Genomic DNA, 17441 nt, shown 5'->3' with positions numbered 1-17441 from the left:
AGGCGTCCGCATGGCGCGCGCTAGGAGGGGTCCGCCAGTTCGGGAGAGGTGAGGATGCGCCAGACCTCGGAGGCTTCGCGCGAGCGGCCGGTGGCGCGCAGGTCCTCCGCGAGGCGTTCACCCGCGTGCTCCCCCGCGACGGGTGGCTCCGGCCGTTCGCGTGCGAGCGTCACGAGCCGCGTGACGCCGCGGCGGCCGAAGCGAAGCTCGGAGTGGAAGAGCAGGGCCAGCGCGCGAGCCGAAGCGAAGAGTCCACCGGGCGCGTCCACGGCCGTCTCCGCCTGGGCGCAGGAGGCCAGCATGGGGCGCAGCACGTGCGTGACGAGCGTTTCAAGCTGCGCCCGTTGAGCGCCGCGCTCCCGGCCGGCCCGGGCAAGCGCCGCGAGCAGCCGGGGGTCTTCGGCGATCAGGGCCAGGGCATCGTGGCCTTCGGCGTTCCTGGAGCCCAGGAGGCGCAGCGAGGCGGCTTCGTCCGGCTGCGCTGGGGTGGCTTCGAGTCCCAGCCGGCCCAGGCGCGCGTCGAACGCCTCGGGTTCGTGCTGCTTCCAGTGGACGAGCGCGGTGATGAGCAGGGGCCCTGACAATGGCCAGGCGCCCCACCGGGGCTCGCCGCCGGGCTGGGGCTCGGAGGTGACGGAGTCGAACGGGTGCCCGAACCACGCGAGGACGAAGTCCAGGGCGCGGGACTGGGGTTCCGTGAGGCCTGGTCCCATGACCTCCTCACGAGAAGGTGCACACGGCCCGCGCACCGCGACGGTGCCGCGATGGATGGGCCTGCCGCCCTCGTTGCCCAGGACGATTCGAGCGCCATCCGGGAAGGTGACCACGGGCCCCTGGAGCCGGAGCTCCTCACGGGCCGCGCGGAAGGGCGAGTCCTGTGCTTCCGCTTCGCGGAACTGAGACTCGGTGAAGAAGTCGGTTCCGGAGCGGAGGTGGACGTTCTCCTCCCGGGACGTGCGGGCAGGTGTCGACTCGGGTTCCCTGAAGGGGTCTGCTCCGGAGCGCGAGTGATGGTTCGCCTCACGAACCGAACGAGCAGAGGCCGCCTCTGACGCTCTGAATCGATCCGCATCAGAGCGAGCGTGGCGGCTGACCTCATGGGCCGAACGAGCAGCAACCGCCTCTGACGCAGTGAACGGATCCGCGCCAGACCTCATGTGGCGATTTGCATCACGGGCCGAGCGTTCCGATGCCGCCGGCATGCGGGGCGCCTGTTCGCTGAACGGATCCGTCTCAAGGTGATGCTCTTCGCGCGCCGCGTGAACGGAATCGACACGGGATTCCTGTTCGCCGAACGAAGTCGCTTCGCGGCGGTGCTTCTCACGGGCCGCGCGGGAAGAAGCGGGGGCTCCGCCCTGCGGCATCCGGGCTCGGGGCGCCGACTCAGCGAGCGAACTGCGGCCGGAACGTGGAGGGCGCACTCCCTCACCCGAAGCGGAGGCTCCACCCTGCGGCATCCGGGGTCGGGACACGGACTCGGCGGGCGTGCCGGAACCAGGCCGTGGAGGGCGCATGCCTTCACGTGCGGCGCCAGGGCCCTCGGATTCAGAAGGAGTACGGGGCCTCGATTCGGAGAACGGCTCACTGTCAGGACGCGCAGGGCGCCCCTCCCCCCTGGTCGCGCGCGACGAGGCATGACGGTTGGGCCCCGGTTCGGCGAAACGTTCAGGATTCTGACGAGGAGGACGCAGCCGCGCACTCGCTGTCCCCGATGATCCGTCTTCCCTCGTGTAAGCAGGGGGCCTGGAGCCACGACGCGAAGGACGCATCTCCTCCCGGGTCGTGCGAGAGGAGGCAGAGGGCTCACCCTGCGTCGTCCGGCCATCTGGGCCGAGGTCATCGTGCGGATCATCACCAGAGCGAGCAGCGGCTCCGGAAGCGCGCTGACGTGGTTCCGGTGCATCCTCCCGCGAGAAGGGAGCATCCCGTTCGAGGTCGGAAACCCAGCGCTCCAGGAGCGACATCACGCCCTGGGAGGCAACGGGCGCACGGTTCCGCTTCCGCCCCGAATCATCACCGGCCACGGCAACCTCCCCTGAGAACAATCCTGCCCACGCACAGTAGGAATCCCCCTTGCGCAGGGAAGTTCGACCCGGAGCCGGGCTCGACGGTTGAGTTCAGGATGGAGGCGCCACGGCGGAACCCCCAGGACGACAGCGCGGTCATCCCGGAAGGCTGTCCCCACGCTGGCTCGCCTGCTCTCGACGTGCGCTCAGAACAGACGCGAGTACGTGGACGGTGCCCCCGGCCGAGGCGTCCAGCGCCGCGCGCGGCGAGGGGCGCGAGCACGCCCAGGACGACACCCAGTCCCCACCGCAAGGCCTGGACCGCCAGGCCCCCCGGCCCCTGCTACGCACCTCCCGCCCCCTGCGATTCCAAACCTGTCCGACAGTCGGACAAGTTTCCACCGCCCAGGTGGACCCGCAGCCCCCAGACAGCATGCCACTCAGCGGACCTCTGGCGCCGTTGCGCGTACTCGCGCACCTGAACAAGTCGGATCAGCGCCCCGTGCGGCGCCGTGCCCGCGCTCGCGCGGCCTCCAGTGCGGAGTCCACTCCAGCGGGCGGTTTCGGAGGCTCCGGCTTCTGCTCGGCGGGGTCCTCCTGAACAGGCTTGGGCGTCGTCGCGGAGGGCTTCACGTCCGTACGTGGGGCTGCCGTGGGCTCACGTGCGCTGGCTTCCTTCACGGGCCTTTCGCGTGCGGCACGCACTCGGGGCGCGGAGAGGAACCTGCGCACCGCGACCTCCGCCAGCATCGCCGCCAGCGCGAAAGCGACCAGCCAGGGCGCCAGCGCCACGCGGCCCTCCGACTCCGGCGCCTCCGCGAACAGGCCCGTCATCGACAGCCGCTCCTGGCCTCCGCCCACCGCCGCCAATGCTCGCAGGAGCTTGAGGCCCTCCTTCGCGCTGCCCGGCTCGAACTCCGGCGCGTACGGCAGCGCCACCGGTGGCGCCCTCAACACGCGCCCGCCCCACTTCACCACCGGGTGCCAGGTGCCGCTGCCCGTCAGCGGGTACTCGACCACCAGCCGGTCCTCGTCCTCCCAGTGCAGCGGCTTCTCCACGCCAGAGCGCCCGTCGCCCGCCAGCAACACCGCCGTGGGCAGCGCGCCCGGCATCGGCTCACCCGGAGGCAGGTCCAACGTCACGCGCAACAGGTTGCCCTGGCGCTCCGAGCGCACCACCGCCTCTTCCTTCGGCGTCGGCCGCCCCATCGACCAGCGCACCACCGCCTCCAGCGTCGCCCTCAGTGCGCCCCACTCGCGCAGCTCGCCCGTGTACTTGCCGTCCACCTCCGCCGTGAGCGCCACCGTGCGCCCCGCTCCGTGCGGCCATAGCGCCAGCACCGGCGCGGCGTTCGTGTCCAACGTGCGCAGCGCCACGTTCGCCCGAGGCTTCAGGTAGGTGAGGTTGTAGCCGCCCACCTGCGGCAGGCCCGCCGTCGGCAGCGGTCCCAACAGCGACAGGTCCGGCGCGGCCTCCAGCGACGCGGGCTCGTCCACGAACGTGGCCCTCGCCACCGCGAGCGTCTCCTGGCTGAAGATGCGCGGCAAGCTCATGGCGTCCTCCGCGAAGTAGATGCGCCCGGCCCCGCGCCGGGCCACCTCGCGCAGCAGGTCCGCGTCCGGATCCGTGGGCTTTCCCAAGCCGATGACCGACACCGTCACGTTGGCCGCTCGCAGCGCCGCCAGCGTCTCCTGGTAGTCGCCCGGCTCCTCGGAGTCCGCCGCGTCCGAGAACAGCACCACGTGCCGCGTGGGCTTGTCGCTGCGGAGGATCTCCTTGCTGCCCGCGCGCAGGGCCGTGCCCACGTAGATGCCACCACCGCCGCTGAAGCCTCGCGCCACCTGGTCGAACGGCAGGCCCTTGCTCACCGGACTCAAGGGGAAGATTTCATGCGGCTCCGTGTCCACCATGTGCACGGAGGCTTCGTCGTTCCCGTTGAGCAACGTGAGCGCCGCCGTGACGCCCTCCGCGGCCAGCTCCATCTTCGTGCGCCCATCCGGCACCTGCATGCCCATGGAGCAACTCGAATCCATGAGCACGCTCATCGCCACCGACGCGCGCCGCTGCTCCTCGCGCATCTCCAATGACACAGGCAGCAGTGGCTCCACGGGCGAGCGCCGGTAGCCGCCCTCGCCGAAGCTCGACCGCCCTCCCGTCATCACCAGCCCGCCACCCGCCTGGTCCACGTAGTCCGCCAGCGCGTTCAACCCCGTCTCGCCCAGCGCGTTGGCGTCCACGTTCTCCAGCACCACCACGCCCACCCCGTCGAGCGCCTCCAGCGACAGGTGGAACGGCGCCTTCACGTCCACGGTCATGCCCGTCGCCGTCAGCGCCTTCGCCAGCGTGCCCGAGGGCTGCGCGGTGAGCAGCAGCACGCGCGGCGGCCCCTCCACGCGCAGCACGCCCACGCCCACGTCGTTCTCCGGGACGCCGTCTCCGGGCACCTCCACCGTGATCCGGTAGTGCACGAGCCCCGGCTCCTCCAGCAGGTCGCGAAGGGGCAGCAGGTTGGGCCCGGGCTTGAAGTCGTACGGCCCCTTCACCAGCACCTTCCCGTCGCGCTCCAGGCGCACGGTGCCGGTGACGGCCGAGGTCGCCTGCACCACGGCGGAGAACTGGAAGGGCTCGCGCACGGAGACGGTGGCGGGCACGTCCAGCGACACCACGGCCACGTCCAGCGCGGGCTCCGGCCGGGACACCTGCCGGTAGTCCACCGCGATGCCTCGCGCCGCCAACCGCCGCGTCGCGCCCCGGGCATCCGCGCCCGTGGCCCGGCCGTCGGAGACCACCAGCACCCGACCCGTGCGCTCGGGGGGAATGAGCGCACCCGCCGCGTCCAGCGCGGCCGACAGGTCCGACGCCTCCGCGTCCACCGGCCGCGTGAAACCGCCGAACCGGCTCCTCTCCGACAGCGAGGACTCCACCCGCGCCTCGCGGCCGAAGGTGATGACCCCCACGCGGTCGCCCGGCCGGCGCTGGGACTCCACCAGCGAGACGAGCTCCTGCGCCACGCGGTCCACGTCCAGCGGCATGGAGCGTGAGCGGTCCACCACCACGGCCACGTCGCTGCCCGCGTTCGCCAGCCGCAGCTCCGGCCCGGACAGCGCGCCCACGCCGAGCACCAGGAGCGCCCACCGCAGCACCATGGGCGGACCGGGCCTCCGGCCGTAGCGCCACAGGAAGAGTCCCAGCGGCAACAGCAGCAGCCACGCCTGGGGAAGGGTGAAGGTCATGCCTTCCTCGTGACGTAGAAGTCCGCCAGCAGCGCGGCCAGCAGCACCACCAGGGGCCAGCGGGCGCGCTCATGGCCGCTGTTCCCTTCCGAGTCCTCGCCCGCTTCCTTCGCGGCCACGTCCGCGCTGCCCCGGCCACGCAGGTCCGACTCCCGAGCATCCAGCGCCAGCACCTCCAGCGAGTCCACTTCACGGCCCTCGCGCTCCAGCACATAGCGACCGGGGCTGGTGGGCGCGGGCAGGCTCAGCGCACCCGCGCCAAACACGGGCTTGCGGCCCGCGGGTCCATTCAGCGCGTAGCGTGCACCGGCCTCCGTCACCACGGAGAGCGACTCGCCCAGGTTGAGCTGACGCCGGGGGAAGCCCTCGCGAAGCCGCCGCGCATCACGCACCACGTTGCCCAGCAACACGGGCCAGGCGGTGGTCCGCTGGAGGTTGGAGCGCGCCAGGTCCACGTTGAGGTGCAGCCGCCCGCCCTCCTCTTCCGACACGAGCACGGCTTCGCCCGCGGTCATCAACGGACGGCCCGGAGGGTTCGCGCCCGCCGTCCACCGCACGCCCGAAAGCTGCACGTCGTCCATCAGCGTGCTGCCCTTCTCCGTGAAGAACGGCCCCACGAAGGTGCGCAGCGGTCCCTCCGCGCCCAGCGTCACACGGGCCTCCGCGCGCGCGGGGCCGACGGACAGCACCGGCGCGCCGGGAACAGGAGGGCCGTGCGCCACATCGGGAGACACGGCCAGGAAGCGCTCCAGCGCCTGCTTCGACGCGGGCGACAGGCCCTCCGTCAGCCCCACGGCCACCGGCATCACGGGGGACGGGGGCAGGCGCACGTGTCCGTCCTCGGGCAGCGCGTCGTCCGGCAGGGACACCTCCACGTCGCCGGCCTCGCGAAACGTGAGGCGCACGGTCGCGGCGCCCTCTTCCGGCAACGCGATGCGCTCCGTGCGTTCGGTGCCTTCCCGCGCGCCCGGTCCGGGTGCCGCGCGCACGCGTGCATCAATCTCCGAAGGCCCCGCCCCGAAGCGAGCGACCCGCAGCGTCACCGTGGCCCGGCCGCCTTCGTCGCGCCGCTGCGCGGAGACCAACGCCACGTTGCCCTGGGAGCGCCCCAGCGCAGTCCAACGCACGGAGGGCGGCACGGTCGTGTCCTCGGAGGGCGGCGCGTCGGTGAAGAAGTGCACGTGCTTGCCCGGGCCAGCCAGCTCCTGCGCCCACAGGAGCGAAGCCGTGACGTCATGGTCCGGACCGCGCGCCTGGAAGGACTCCAGCGCGCCCAGGGCACGCGACGCATCGGCCTCCGGTCCAGCGAGGACCCGGGGCGCCACGCCGCTCGCGAGCACCGTGACGTGCGTCGCGCGTTCCGACTCCACGCGCTTCGCGGCTTCCGTGCGCACGTGCTCCAGCACCGTCTTGCCATCCGGAGTCCGCGCGGACATGGACAGGCTGCCGTCCACGACGAGCACCAGGTGACGGCGTCGAGCGTTCTCCCCCAGCCGCACGTCCGCCAGGTACAGCGCGGCGGCCAGCACGGCGAGCGCCTCCAGCAGCAGCGATGCCTCACGCGTGAAGCGCTCCCACCGGGGTCCACCCTCCGCGCGAGGACGCGGCGTGCGCCACAGGAACAGCGCGCTCACCACCACCGGCTTCTGCCGGCGACGCAGGAAGTACGCCGCGACCAGCGGCACCAGCGCGCCCAACGCCAGCAGCCCCCAGGGAAGTCCGAAGCTCACGCCCCGCCTCCCGCGACGAACAACGCGCGCAGCGGCCCCGCCACCTGCGCGCGCAACCCTTCGGCCGCGTTCACGGTGAGCAGCGCTCCCCGCGCCCGCACCGCCGCGCTTCGCAGCGCACGCTGGTGCTCCGCGAAGCGGCGGGCGTAGGCGGCCAGCACGCCGTCCGTCAGCAACTCCTCCAGCGCCACACCACTCTCCGCGTCCACCAGCCGCGCGCCCTCACCACCCGAGGGCTCCAGGTCCTCCGCGTCCAGCACCTGCACCAGGAACAGCGCCGACGCTCCTCGCGACAGCCGGGCGCACAGCGCCTCCAGGTCCGTCTCGAAGAGGAAGTCGCTCACCACCACCCGCAGGCCACACGGCCGCAACGGCGGCAGCCGCCCCAGCGCCGACGCCAGGTCATCCCGCGCCTCGAACTCCGCCCCTCGCAGCGCCGCGCGGCACGCCGGCCCCTGTACCCGCTCCGACCGCGCCCCGCCCCACAGCAGCGTCGGCGTCAGCCCCTGCCGCCCACCCACCTCCACCGTCAGCAGCGCCACCTCCCGCGCCCCCGCCGCCTTGCGCGGCGACAGCCCCATGCTGCGTGAACCGTCCAGCAGCACCTCCACGCGCGGCGACACCTCGTCCTGGCGCACGCGCAGCACCAGCTCCCCCGTGCGCGCCACGGCGTTCCAGTCCAGCTGCCGCAGGTCATCCCCCGGCTGGTACGCGCGGAAGTCGTGCAGCTCCATCGCGCTGCCCGCGGACGTGGCACGCACCTCGCCCACCCGTCCCCGCTGCGGCAGGCGCGGCAGCGCCAGGCTCAACCCCGGCGCCAGGCGCGCCACCTCCGCCTCATCCAACATCGCGCTCACTGCTCGTGGGCCCGCCGCTCGCGCTCGGCGAGCACCCGGTCCGCGGCGAACGCCGCCAGGAACGCCACCAGCGCCACGCACAGGAGCAGCTCCGGCGGCATCTTGAGACCACTGGGGTCGCTGTAGTCGTACTTGCCGAAGTTCAGCGTCCCCAGGATCGGGTTGAGCAGGTTGAGCAGCTCATCACGCCCCTCCAGGTCCAGGAACACCGCCAGCAGTGGCGGCACGCCGGCCCCCAGGATTCCCACCAGGACGTAGAGCAACCGCACCGACACCTGCGACGCGAATCGCCCCGAGCGCGGCATCCGCCCCAACAGCAGCGCCACCGACAGGTACAGCACCCCGTAGAGCGCCAGCGCCCCCTGTGACATCGCCAACCGCATGCTCCCCTTCGAGCCATCCGACGCCAGCCACACCAGCACCGCGCACCCCACCGCCCACCCCACGAGCAGCAGCACCGACAGCCGGAAGCCGCGCAGCGCCCCAGGCCTGAACAGCGTCCACGCCCGGGTGCCCGCGCGCAGCGGCCGCGACTGCCCGTCCACATCCGTCGCCATGAAGAGGGTGGCGAAGATGAGGTGCAGACCTCCGAGGATGCCCATCACCCCGGGGATGTCCTCCTCCCGGTCCATGAGCCACCACACCGCCGTCATCCCCACGAACGTCAGGAACACCTGCACCACCAACGCCCGCCGGGGATGGCGCGTGTAGTTCTCCGTCACGAGCGACAGCCGCGCCACCGCCGTCTCGAACACCAGCCACCCGTCCGACACGAGGAGCCAGAACACCGCGCCCAGCCCCAGGAAGAAGTTCCGGTCGAACGAAAACCCGCTGCCCCGCTCATTCGTCACCACGAAGGCGAACGTCAGCGCCTGGAAGAACGTCACCACCAGCACGGCCACCAGCGCGAACCGCACCGCGGCCCGTCCCATCCGGCTGTCCGCCACCGTCGCCGCGCACACCGACACGAGCGTGAGGAACACCATCCACGCCCCGCCCAACATCAGCACCATCAGGATGGTGGGCAGGTCGATGCCGTTGAGGAAGTAGCTGAACAGCAGGAACGGCCCCACCGCTGACGCGTACAGCACCGCCTGCACCAGGAAGGACGCCACCTTGCCGCGCAGGATGCGCCGGGGTCCCAGCCCCGTGAGCAGCAGCAGCGACCACGTCTCGTCCTCGCGCTCGCGCGCCAGCGAACGGTACGCGTTGAAGGGGATGAGGCCGAAGTGCACCAGCGCCAGGCACACGAAGAAGGAGAAGAAGTACGACCGCCCCTCGCGCGTGTACGTGCTGTCGTGCGTGTTCGCGAACGCGATGAGCGACAGCACCAGGCACGCCGCGAGCAGCAGCCCGAAGCTCACCCAGAAGACGCGCGTGCGCAGCCCCTGCCGCACCTCCTTCACCACCAGCGGGTTGAGCCGGTCGCCCCAGTTCTCCCAACGGTCGGACACCGCGGAGGGAACCCCCGGCGAGGGGGCGGACTCGGCCGCGCCCGACGCGGGACTTGCTTGCGTGCTCACGCCACCCTCCCCTTCGTCACCGTCATGAACGCGTCCTCGAGGTTGCGCTCGCGCGGGCTGAACGCGCACACCGGCAGCCCTTGCGACACCAGCGCCGCGAGCAGCGCCGCCGCGGCCGCTTCCGTCTGCGCCGGCCCCGCGTCCGCCTCCAGCTCCAGCCGCACGCGCAGCGCGGCGCCCTCGCGAGCCACGTCCTTCACGCGCGGCTGCTCCAGCAGCGTGCGCTCCGTGCGAGACCACAGCGCCTCGGCCTCGTCGCCCTGCGCCGCCAGCCGCACCGTCAGCTCCAACACGCGGGACGGGCCCGCGCTCTGGCGCAGCAGGTCCTCCACCTTGCCCTGGGCCAGCAGGCGCCCCTGCTCGATGATGACGCAGCTGTCGCAGATCTCCGCCAGCTCCGTGAGGATGTGGCTGGAGATGATGACCGCCTTGCCCTGATCCGCCAGCGCGCGCAGCAGCTCCCGCAGCTCGATGCGCGCGCGTGGATCCAATCCGTCCGCCGGCTCGTCCAGCAGCAGCAGCCGAGGGTCGTGGAGCAGCGTGCGCCCCAGGGCCACGCGCTGGCGCATGCCCTTGGACAGCTCCGTGGTGAGCTTGTGCGAGAGCGGCCCCAGCCCCGTGAACTCCATCACCGAGTCCACCCGCTGCTTGCGCTGCGCGCCCTTCAGTCCGTATGCGCGCGCGAAGAAGTCCAGGAACTCCCTCACGGTGACGTCGTCGTAGGTGCCGTAGCGGTCCGGCATGTAGCCCAACAGCGGCCGGGCCCGGTCCGGCGCGTCCACCAGCGACGTGCCGTCCAGCAGCACCGTGCCCGCGGTGGGCACGTCCAGCGTGGCCAGGATGCGCAGCGTGGTGCTCTTGCCCGCGCCGTTGGGCCCGATGAAGCCCAGGATGCCGCCGGCCTCCAGCGTGAACGACACGTCGTCCACCGCGCGCAGCGCTCCGTAGTCGCGCCGCAGCCCCTTCACCTCCAGCAGGCTCATCGTCGTGCCTCCTCGACCTGGCCGCGCACCACGTGCAGCGCGGCCTCCAGCTCCACGTCCAGCGCCGCCGTGGGCGTGAAGCCACGCCCGCCCAGCCGCGCCACGAACGTTCCGTCCTCCAGTTCCTGAATCAGGGGCGCCACCGCGTCCTGGAAGCGCATGCGTGGCTCGTGCTCCAGGCCCAGCAGGTCCGCGTCCCCGGCCTCCGCCTCCTCCGGCGGGGCCAGCCCCTCCGCGCCGTCCGCCAGCTCCGGCAGGACATAGCGCTGGCCGTCCAGCTTCAACGTGCCGCCCTTCAGCGGAGCCCCCAGCGCGTTCTGCACCCGCACGCCACCGTCGGTCTTGTGCGCCGTCAGCCGCGCGCGCGAGGGGACCACGGCGACCTCGCCCCACTCGCGGTAGCTGCGCGAAGGCAGGAAGCTGTTCTTCACCACCAGCCCGTTCGTCCAGTCCAGGAGGCGCGGCGGATCCTCGGGGGACTCCGGGGCCAGCAGCACGCTGGAGGCGGGCATGCGCACGCTCTCTTCCGCCAGGTTCGCGTACCAGGCGTTGAGCCCCACCGTCACCGCGCGGGACCGCTCGCGGTCCAGCAGCGTGAGGCTGTAGCGCGCGGCGTGCAGGCTGAAGCCATCCACCAGCACGGACCACGCCACCAGCCCCAAGCTCGTGAGGACCGCCAACGTGGGCACGGCGATGAGCACCGCCAGCGGCCCCTTGCGCCGCGCGAGCATCCACCCGCCAGGCCCCACCGCGAGCACGAAGAGGAAGATGAGCAGCAGGAAGCGGCCCACGGGCGCGCGGGCACTCAACAGCAGCGGCAAGCGCCCATCGCTGAGCAGGTCGTGGCGCTCCCAGCGGGGCGGCGGGCCCGCGGGCACCACCACGGCCGACGACCGCTCCGTGTCCTCCCAGAGGCTGAAGCCGCAGCCCGGCACCCGCGTCCGGCAGGCGCGGAACTGGCGCACGGAGCCGAAGCCGTAGGGCGACAGCTCCGCCTTCTCATCCTGGAGCAGCGGGAAGCGCAGGCGCGGATTCGCGGGGGGCTGATCCAGCACCAGCCTGCCGCCGGTCACGGCGAACGTCTCCAGCACTGCCCAGACGTCGTCGGGCACCTGGTCCGCCGGCACCGCCACCAGCACCGCGTCGTAGCCCGCGTAGGCCGCCAGCTCGCGCGGCGCGGTGCGCGGCTCCACGAAGCGCGCGGCGACGAGCGGCTCCATGTTCTCCTGCGAGCGGCTCAAGCCGGTGGCCTGTTCGAAGGCCTTCACGTCGCCCAGCACCATCACGCGCGAGCCCCGGTAGCCATCCAGGTAGAAGCCCTTGGAGCTGGGATACAGCCCGGGAGATTCCATGGACAGCTGTCCCGTCTGCAGGTCAGCGGGCATCAGGAGCCAGGTGACAATCCGCTCGCGAGGGCCCAGTTCCAACGAGCGCTCCGTGACGCGGCCTTGCGGCGAGCGGATGACCAGGCGCACCGGACGCGGCTGTGCCCCTGTGTTCTGCACCGTCACCTGGATGGGGGTGTAACCCCGGCTTGGCACCAGCGTGGCGGTGCGCACGGTGGCCTTGAGGTCCCCCTCGCCGAGCTCCCCCGCTTGGGGGAAGGACTCCGCCGTCTCCACCACCTCGCGGTAGCCGCTGCCCTGGGGCCCCTTCTCATCCACTGCCTCCGCCACCGCCACCGGTGGGGTCGCGAACGCCACCGCCCCACCGGGGACACCCGGCAGGCCCGTCCAGAGCAGGACCCCCAGGCACAGGGCGAAGGCCCAGGACGCGCGGCTAGCCACGCGGCACCTCGGGGGTGGCCTTGAGCAGCTCGCGCACCACGTCCGGCGCGGTCACCTTCTCCAGCGACGCCTCGTAGGCCAGCACCAGGCGGTGGTTGAGGGCGGCGGGCGCGGCGGCCACCACGTCGTCGAAGCCCACGTTGGGCCGGCCATCGAGCAGCGCGCGCGCACGGCCCGCGGCGGCCAGGGCCAGCGCCGCGCGGGGACTCGCGCCGAAGCGCACGAAGCGGCGCACGGGTTCCGGAGCGGAGGGCTGGCGCGGGTCGGACGCCTCCACCAGCCGGCCGATGAAGTCCGCCACCGGGCCGGGCAGGTGCACGCGGTCCACGGCGGCGAACAGGCGCGACAGGCCTTCCGCGTCCAGCACCGGCTCCTGCGAGGGAGGCGCGCCGCGCACGCGCGTGGTGAGCAGGGTGCGCAGCGTCTTGGCGCCCACGGGCGGCACGAGGATGCGGAAGAGGAAGCGGTCCAGCTGCGCTTCGGGCAGCGGGTACGTGCCTTCGAGCTCGATGGGGTTCTGCGTGGCGAGCACGAAGAAGGGGTCGGGCAAGGGCCGCGTCTGGCCCAGCACCGTCACGGACCGCTCCTGCATGGCCTCCAGCAGCGCGGACTGCGTCTTGGGGCTGGAGCGGTTGATTTCATCCGCGAGGACGAGACTCGCGAAGAGCGGGCCCTCGCGGAAGACGAAGTCGCGGCGCGATTCGCCCTCCAGCACGTAGGTGCCGGTGATGTCGCCGGGCAGCAGGTCGGGGGTGAACTGGATGCGGCGGAAGGGCAGCGCCAGCAGCCGCGCCAGGGCCTTGCACAGCTCCGTCTTGCCCAGGCCGGGCAGGCCCTCCAGGAGCACGTGGCCCCGGGCGAGCACCGCTGTCACGACCTGCTCGACGACCGTCTCCTGGTCGAGCATCACCTGGTTGAGCCCGGACTTGAGCCGGGACGCCACGTCCGCCGCGCCCTGCGCTTCGGCGGGACTCAGAAGCTCCGCTGCCACGTCGTTTCCCCCTTCTGGACTACGGACCACCGAAGTACCGCTTCACCAGGTCGCGGTTGCGAGGCAGCAGCGGACCGGAGGTCGGTCCCGCCGTCGCATCGCCCTTCGCGCCCGTGCCCTTCGCGCTGGACGGCCCCGCCTGCCCCGTGCGGGCCTGCGGATCCGCTGCGCGAAGGCCCCACAACTCTTCCGCATCGCCGCCATTGCCATCCGGCAGCGGCTGGAACGCGAGCCGGTTCGGATCCATCTCCGCCTCGCCGCCGAAGACGACCGGCTGGCTCTCCCCGCCCCGGCTCACGCCCGCGCCCTCGCCCTTGCCCTGCCGCGTGTTCCGGCTCGCGTGCTGATTGCCCTGCTGGCCCTCGCCGTCGCCCTCTTCACCGTCACCTTCGCCCTGCCCCTCCTGACCCTGGCCTTGCCCCTTCTGGCCCTGGCCCTTCTGTCCCTGTCCGGACTGCTGACGCCGGGTGGGACGCCGGGCCTGGGCGCCGCGGTTCCCTTGTGAGGCGTTTTCCTCTCCAAAGCGCTGGGCCAGCGACTGCTGCCGCCGCTCCAGTGTGCGGCGCAGGTCAGCGATCTGATCCGGAGAGCCAGAGGCCTGGGCGCGAGCGGAAGCACGGGCCTGGGCCTCGCGGGCCGACGGGTCGCCGGAGCCCTGCTTGTCGCCGCCCTGCTGATCACCCCTGTTCTGTCCATCCGCGCCCTGCCCCTGCGAGTTCTGCTCGGACGCGGGAGCCTCCTGATCACCGGCGGCGGAGTCCTCGGGGTTCCCGCTGGCGCGCGCATCGAGCGCCATTAGGGCCTGCTCCAGTGACTCACGCTCACGGGTGGCGGTCTCGGCACTCCCAGCGGCGGCGAGCGCGTCCTCCAGTTCAGCGGCGGCCTCGGAGGCGCGGTTGAGCTCGGCGGCGGCCTCGGAGGCGCGTTCAGCGAGCCGCTGCTCCAGGGCATCCGCGGCTTCCCAATCCGCGGAGTCGAAGCGGCCCTGCGCGACTTCTTCCGACAACCGGCGCAGTTCCTCCTCGACATCGGGGCCCAGGGGCTCCTCACGGGCCAAAGCCTCGGCCTGCGCCTGCACGGCGGCGACCTGGGTCGCGGCGGCGGCGTTGATGTTCGACGTGCGCAACGCCGGAAGCGGAACGAGGAACCCCACGGCGAGGAACACGAGCGCACCCAGGAGCGCGCCCACGGGCCGGCGCCAGGGAACCTCCGGAGGCTTCACCTGCTGGGCGAACTGGTTGAGGCTCAGCTCCCACTCGCCAACGGGACGCTCCAGCCGCGTGAGCAGCAAGCCCCCGGCATTGGCGGAGCGGTCCGCGAGCACCGCCGCGTACTCCAACGACACGCCGCGCGAACGGGCACGAACAAGCCACCACGCCAGCCCCGCGATGACGAGCGGAGGCACGGCCCAGACAGCCAGGTCGCGCAGCAGCAACCGTGACAGCACGCAAGCGGTGGCCATGGCCCAGAGAGGAGCTATGCCCGCACCACTCCAGGCGACCACGTTGAGCCGCCGCTGCACGCGCCGGATGGGCGCGAGCACGAGAGACTGGAAGCGGCGTTCGTCACTGGCGGCCATGCGTGGAAGCCAGTGTCGGACACCCAGCCCACCGTTCACAAGCGACGCCCGGGAACGGTCGAATCCCGCCGTGGACGGTCGCCCGTCCGACTCCAGCTGTCGAGAAACCGCGAAACCCGAGCGGACCTCCAAAGGCGGCGGTTAGTGTGCCGCCCCCTATGAACTTCCGATTCCTTGGTCGCAGCGGTCTGAAGGTCAGCGAAATCTCCTTCGGCAACTGGCTCACCCACGGCTCCCAGGTGGAGGAGGACGCCGCCATCGCGTGCGTGAAGGCGGCGCTCGACACGGGCATCACCACCTTCGACACCGCCGACGTCTACGCCGGCACCAAGGCCGAGGCCGTGCTCGGCCGCGCCCTCAAGGGCCAGCGCCGTGAAGGCTATGAGCTGTTCACCAAGGTCTACTGGCCCACCGGCCCCGGCCAGAACGACCGCGGCCTGTCGCGCAAGCACATCATCGAGTCCATCCACGGCTCCCTGCGCCGCCTCCAGACGGATTACGTGGACCTCTACCAGGCCCACCGCTTCGACGCGGAGACGCCCCTGGAAGAGACCATGCTCGCGTTCGCGGACATCGTCCGCCAGGGCAAGGCCCTCTACATCGGCGTCTCCGAATGGACCGCCGAGCAGATCGCCGCTGGCGCCAAGCTCGCCCGCGAGCTGCGCGTGCCCTTCATCTCCAACCAGCCGCAGTACTCCATGCTCTGGCGGGTCATCGAGTCCAAGGTCATCCCCACCTCCGACGCCGAAGGCCTGGGCCAGATTGTCTGGTCCCCCATGGCCAAGGGCGTGCTCAGCGGCAAGTACCTCCCCGGCAAGCCCCCGCCCGCGGACACCCGCGCCGCCACCCCGGGCTCGCAGTTCATGACCAGCTTCATGACCGACGACGTGCTCACCCGCGTCCAGCAGCTCAAGCCGCTGGCCCAGGAAGCAGGCCTGTCGATGGCGCAGCTCTCCATCGCCTGGGTGCTCCAGAACAAGAGCGTCTCCTCCGCCATCATCGGCGCGTCCAAGCCGGAGCAGGTGCTCGACAACGTGAAGGCCACTGGCGTGAAGCTCGACGCGGAGCTCATGCGCCGCATCGACACCCTCCTCGGCCCCGTCGTGGAGCGCGACCCCGCGCAGACCACCAGCCCCAACCGCCGACCCTGAAAACGCGCTCATCCACCCGGCGGGCAGGCACTCCGACGCCCGTCCCGCTCGGTGCCTGGGATATGACATCCGCGCCCTGGTTTCGCCGCGCCCGTCCAGTGGCGCGCGACAGCGGGGTGAACTCCACCCCGTTCCATTTGACTTTTAAGTTGGGGGGAACAAGAGACTGCGCCGCGCGTTAACGCGGTCCCACTCTTGAACCGGGCTTTCCCCACATGACGTCCTTCTTCCTCCTGGCCCAGGCGGCCCAACCCGAACTCGGATGGTTGAGCAGCAAGCTGCTCGGGGTGACGTTGGGCAGCGCCGAGTGGGTGCTCTGGCTGCTCGTGTCGCTGTCCATCATCTCCATCGCGGTGATGCTGGAGCGCGCCGTGTACTTCTCGCGCCACCGGCTGGCCAACTCGGAGGCCCTGGCGGTGCGCCTGGCGCGCGGCGAGTTCGACGCCGTGGCCGGTGAAGTGAAGAACCAGAAGGGCATGGAGGCCTCCGTCATCCGCGAGGCCCTGGCCTCCGCGCAGCAGGGCCCCGACACCGTGGAGCAGGTCATCGCGTCCACCGTCGCCCGCGAGCGCCCCCAGTACGAGCGCGGCCTGTCCATCCTGGGCACGCTGGGCAACAACGCCCCGTTCATCGGCCTGTTCGGCACGGTGCTCGGCATCATCAAGGCCTTCAACGACCTGGGCGCCATGAATGCCAAGGGCGGCGCCATGCAGCAGACGGTGATGGCCGGCATCTCGGAGGCGCTCGTCGCCACCGCCGTGGGCCTCGCCGTCGCCATCCCCGCCGTGGTCGCCTTCAACATCTTCAACCGCCAGCTGAAGACGCTCACCAGCCGCACCACCGCCCTGGGCCACGCGCTCGTGGGCGCCATGAAGGCGCGCAAGCCGGGCGCCGCGGGGGGCAACTAGCCCATGGCCGGCGGCGCGAACGACAGCGACGAGGAAATCTCAGGCATCAACGTCACCCCGCTGGTGGACGTGGTGCTGGTGCTGCTCATCATCTTCATGGTCACCGCCAACTTCATCGTCCGCGAGACGGTGGAGGTGGACCTGCCCCGCGCCGCCAATGGCGGTGAGACGGTGCAGGGCCTGGTGAACGTCGTCCTCGACAAGGAGGGCAAGCTCTACTTCGACGGCGCGGAGGTGACGGAAGCCGACCTGTCCCGCCGCGTGACGGAGGCCGTGGCCAAGGACAAGGACACGCGCGCCATCATCAGCGCGGACCAGACGCTCGCCTACGGCCGCGTGATGCGCCTCATCGACGTGGTGAAGGGCCAGGGCATCGCGAAGTTCGCCCTCAACATCGAGAAGGACGCGGGCCCTGCCCGGACCGCGCCCGCCACGCCCTGACGAGGCTTCGCAACGATGAGCCAGGCGGTCCTCGAATCCTCTTCCCTGCCCCAGCGCGACCGCTCCACGCGGTTCCTGCTCGTGTTCGTCCTCGTGTCGCTCGCGCTGCACGGGGTGGCCTTCGTGTTCCTCTCCACCCTGGAGGGCCGCAAGCTCGCGTCCATCCAGAAGCCGGTGGAGCTGGTCATGGTGGAGGTGCAGAAGCCCCCGCCCCCGCCGCCTCCCGAGGAGAAGCCGGAGGAGCCCAAGCC

12 protein-coding genes and 1 pseudogene are annotated in these 17441 nt (G+C 71.7%); 4 read left to right on the top strand and 9 right to left on the bottom strand.

What is annotated here, in order from left to right; all coding sequences use genetic code 11:
* Nucleotides 1-20: 20 nt before the first annotated feature.
* From D7X99_RS03505 to D7X99_RS03465, 9 genes are all read right to left on the bottom strand, one after another.
* Nucleotides 21-713 carry a hypothetical protein gene (locus tag D7X99_RS03505; protein ID WP_233605269.1) on the bottom strand — a complete coding sequence of 231 codons (693 nt, stop codon included), beginning with the start codon at nt 711-713 and terminating at the stop codon, nt 21-23.
* Nucleotides 714-2498: 1785 nt separating this feature from the next.
* A complete protein-coding gene (locus tag D7X99_RS03500) occupies nt 2499-5240 on the bottom strand; it encodes a VWA domain-containing protein (RefSeq protein WP_121776469.1) in 2742 nt (913 codons plus the stop codon).
* Nucleotides 5237-6970, bottom strand: coding sequence for a BatA and WFA domain-containing protein (locus D7X99_RS03495; RefSeq protein ID WP_121776468.1), 1734 nt, complete (start codon nt 6968-6970; stop codon nt 5237-5239). Before D7X99_RS03495 ends, D7X99_RS03500 begins: the two co-directional genes overlap by 4 nt.
* Nucleotides 6967-7818 carry a DUF58 domain-containing protein gene (locus D7X99_RS03490; RefSeq protein ID WP_199756316.1) on the bottom strand — a complete coding sequence of 284 codons (852 nt, stop codon included), beginning with the start codon at nt 7816-7818 and terminating at the stop codon, nt 6967-6969. Before D7X99_RS03490 ends, D7X99_RS03495 begins: the two co-directional genes overlap by 4 nt.
* A 5-nt stretch (nt 7819-7823) precedes the next feature.
* The gene (locus D7X99_RS03485; RefSeq protein ID WP_171805511.1) at nt 7824-9350 is read right to left on the bottom strand and encodes an ABC transporter permease; all 1527 of its coding nucleotides are present in this window, start codon (nt 9348-9350) and stop codon (nt 7824-7826) included.
* Nucleotides 9347-10333, bottom strand: a complete 987-nt coding sequence (locus tag D7X99_RS03480) for an ABC transporter ATP-binding protein (RefSeq protein ID WP_121776465.1) — start codon at nt 10331-10333, stop codon at nt 9347-9349. The genes D7X99_RS03485 and D7X99_RS03480 overlap by 4 nt, the downstream gene beginning before the upstream one ends.
* Nucleotides 10330-12120: a hypothetical protein gene (locus tag D7X99_RS03475; RefSeq protein ID WP_121755847.1), complete on the bottom strand. Its 1791-nt coding sequence runs from the start codon at nt 12118-12120 to the stop codon at nt 10330-10332. The genes D7X99_RS03480 and D7X99_RS03475 overlap by 4 nt, the downstream gene beginning before the upstream one ends.
* Nucleotides 12113-13111 (bottom strand): MoxR family ATPase, encoded by a 999-nt coding sequence (locus D7X99_RS03470; RefSeq protein WP_169832339.1) that lies wholly within the window; start codon nt 13109-13111, stop codon nt 12113-12115. Before D7X99_RS03470 ends, D7X99_RS03475 begins: the two co-directional genes overlap by 8 nt.
* A 19-nt stretch (nt 13112-13130) precedes the next feature.
* A complete protein-coding gene (locus D7X99_RS03465; RefSeq protein WP_121776463.1) occupies nt 13131-14690 on the bottom strand; it encodes a hypothetical protein in 1560 nt (519 codons plus the stop codon).
* A gap of 158 nt (nt 14691-14848) precedes the next feature.
* On the opposite strand from D7X99_RS03465, the gene D7X99_RS03460 reads away from it, so the two are divergent.
* From D7X99_RS03460 to D7X99_RS03445, 4 genes and pseudogenes are all read left to right on the top strand, one after another.
* Entirely contained in the window at nt 14849-15841 is a 993-nt protein-coding gene (locus tag D7X99_RS03460; protein ID WP_121776462.1) for an aldo/keto reductase family protein, read from the top strand.
* A gap of 215 nt (nt 15842-16056) precedes the next feature.
* A complete protein-coding gene (locus D7X99_RS03455) occupies nt 16057-16749 on the top strand; it encodes a MotA/TolQ/ExbB proton channel family protein (protein WP_120581012.1) in 693 nt (230 codons plus the stop codon).
* 3 nt (nt 16750-16752) lie between these two features.
* The gene (locus D7X99_RS03450) at nt 16753-17190 is read left to right on the top strand and encodes a biopolymer transporter ExbD (RefSeq protein WP_121755850.1); all 438 of its coding nucleotides are present in this window, start codon (nt 16753-16755) and stop codon (nt 17188-17190) included.
* A gap of 15 nt (nt 17191-17205) precedes the next feature.
* Nucleotides 17206-17441: pseudogene (locus D7X99_RS03445) on the top strand (energy transducer TonB); the annotation flags it as partial.

Source organism: Corallococcus sp. AB032C, from assembly GCF_003668935.1.
Lineage (GTDB): Bacteria > Myxococcota > Myxococcia > Myxococcales > Myxococcaceae > Corallococcus > Corallococcus exiguus.
This window is presented reverse-complemented; position numbering and strand designations above follow the sequence as displayed.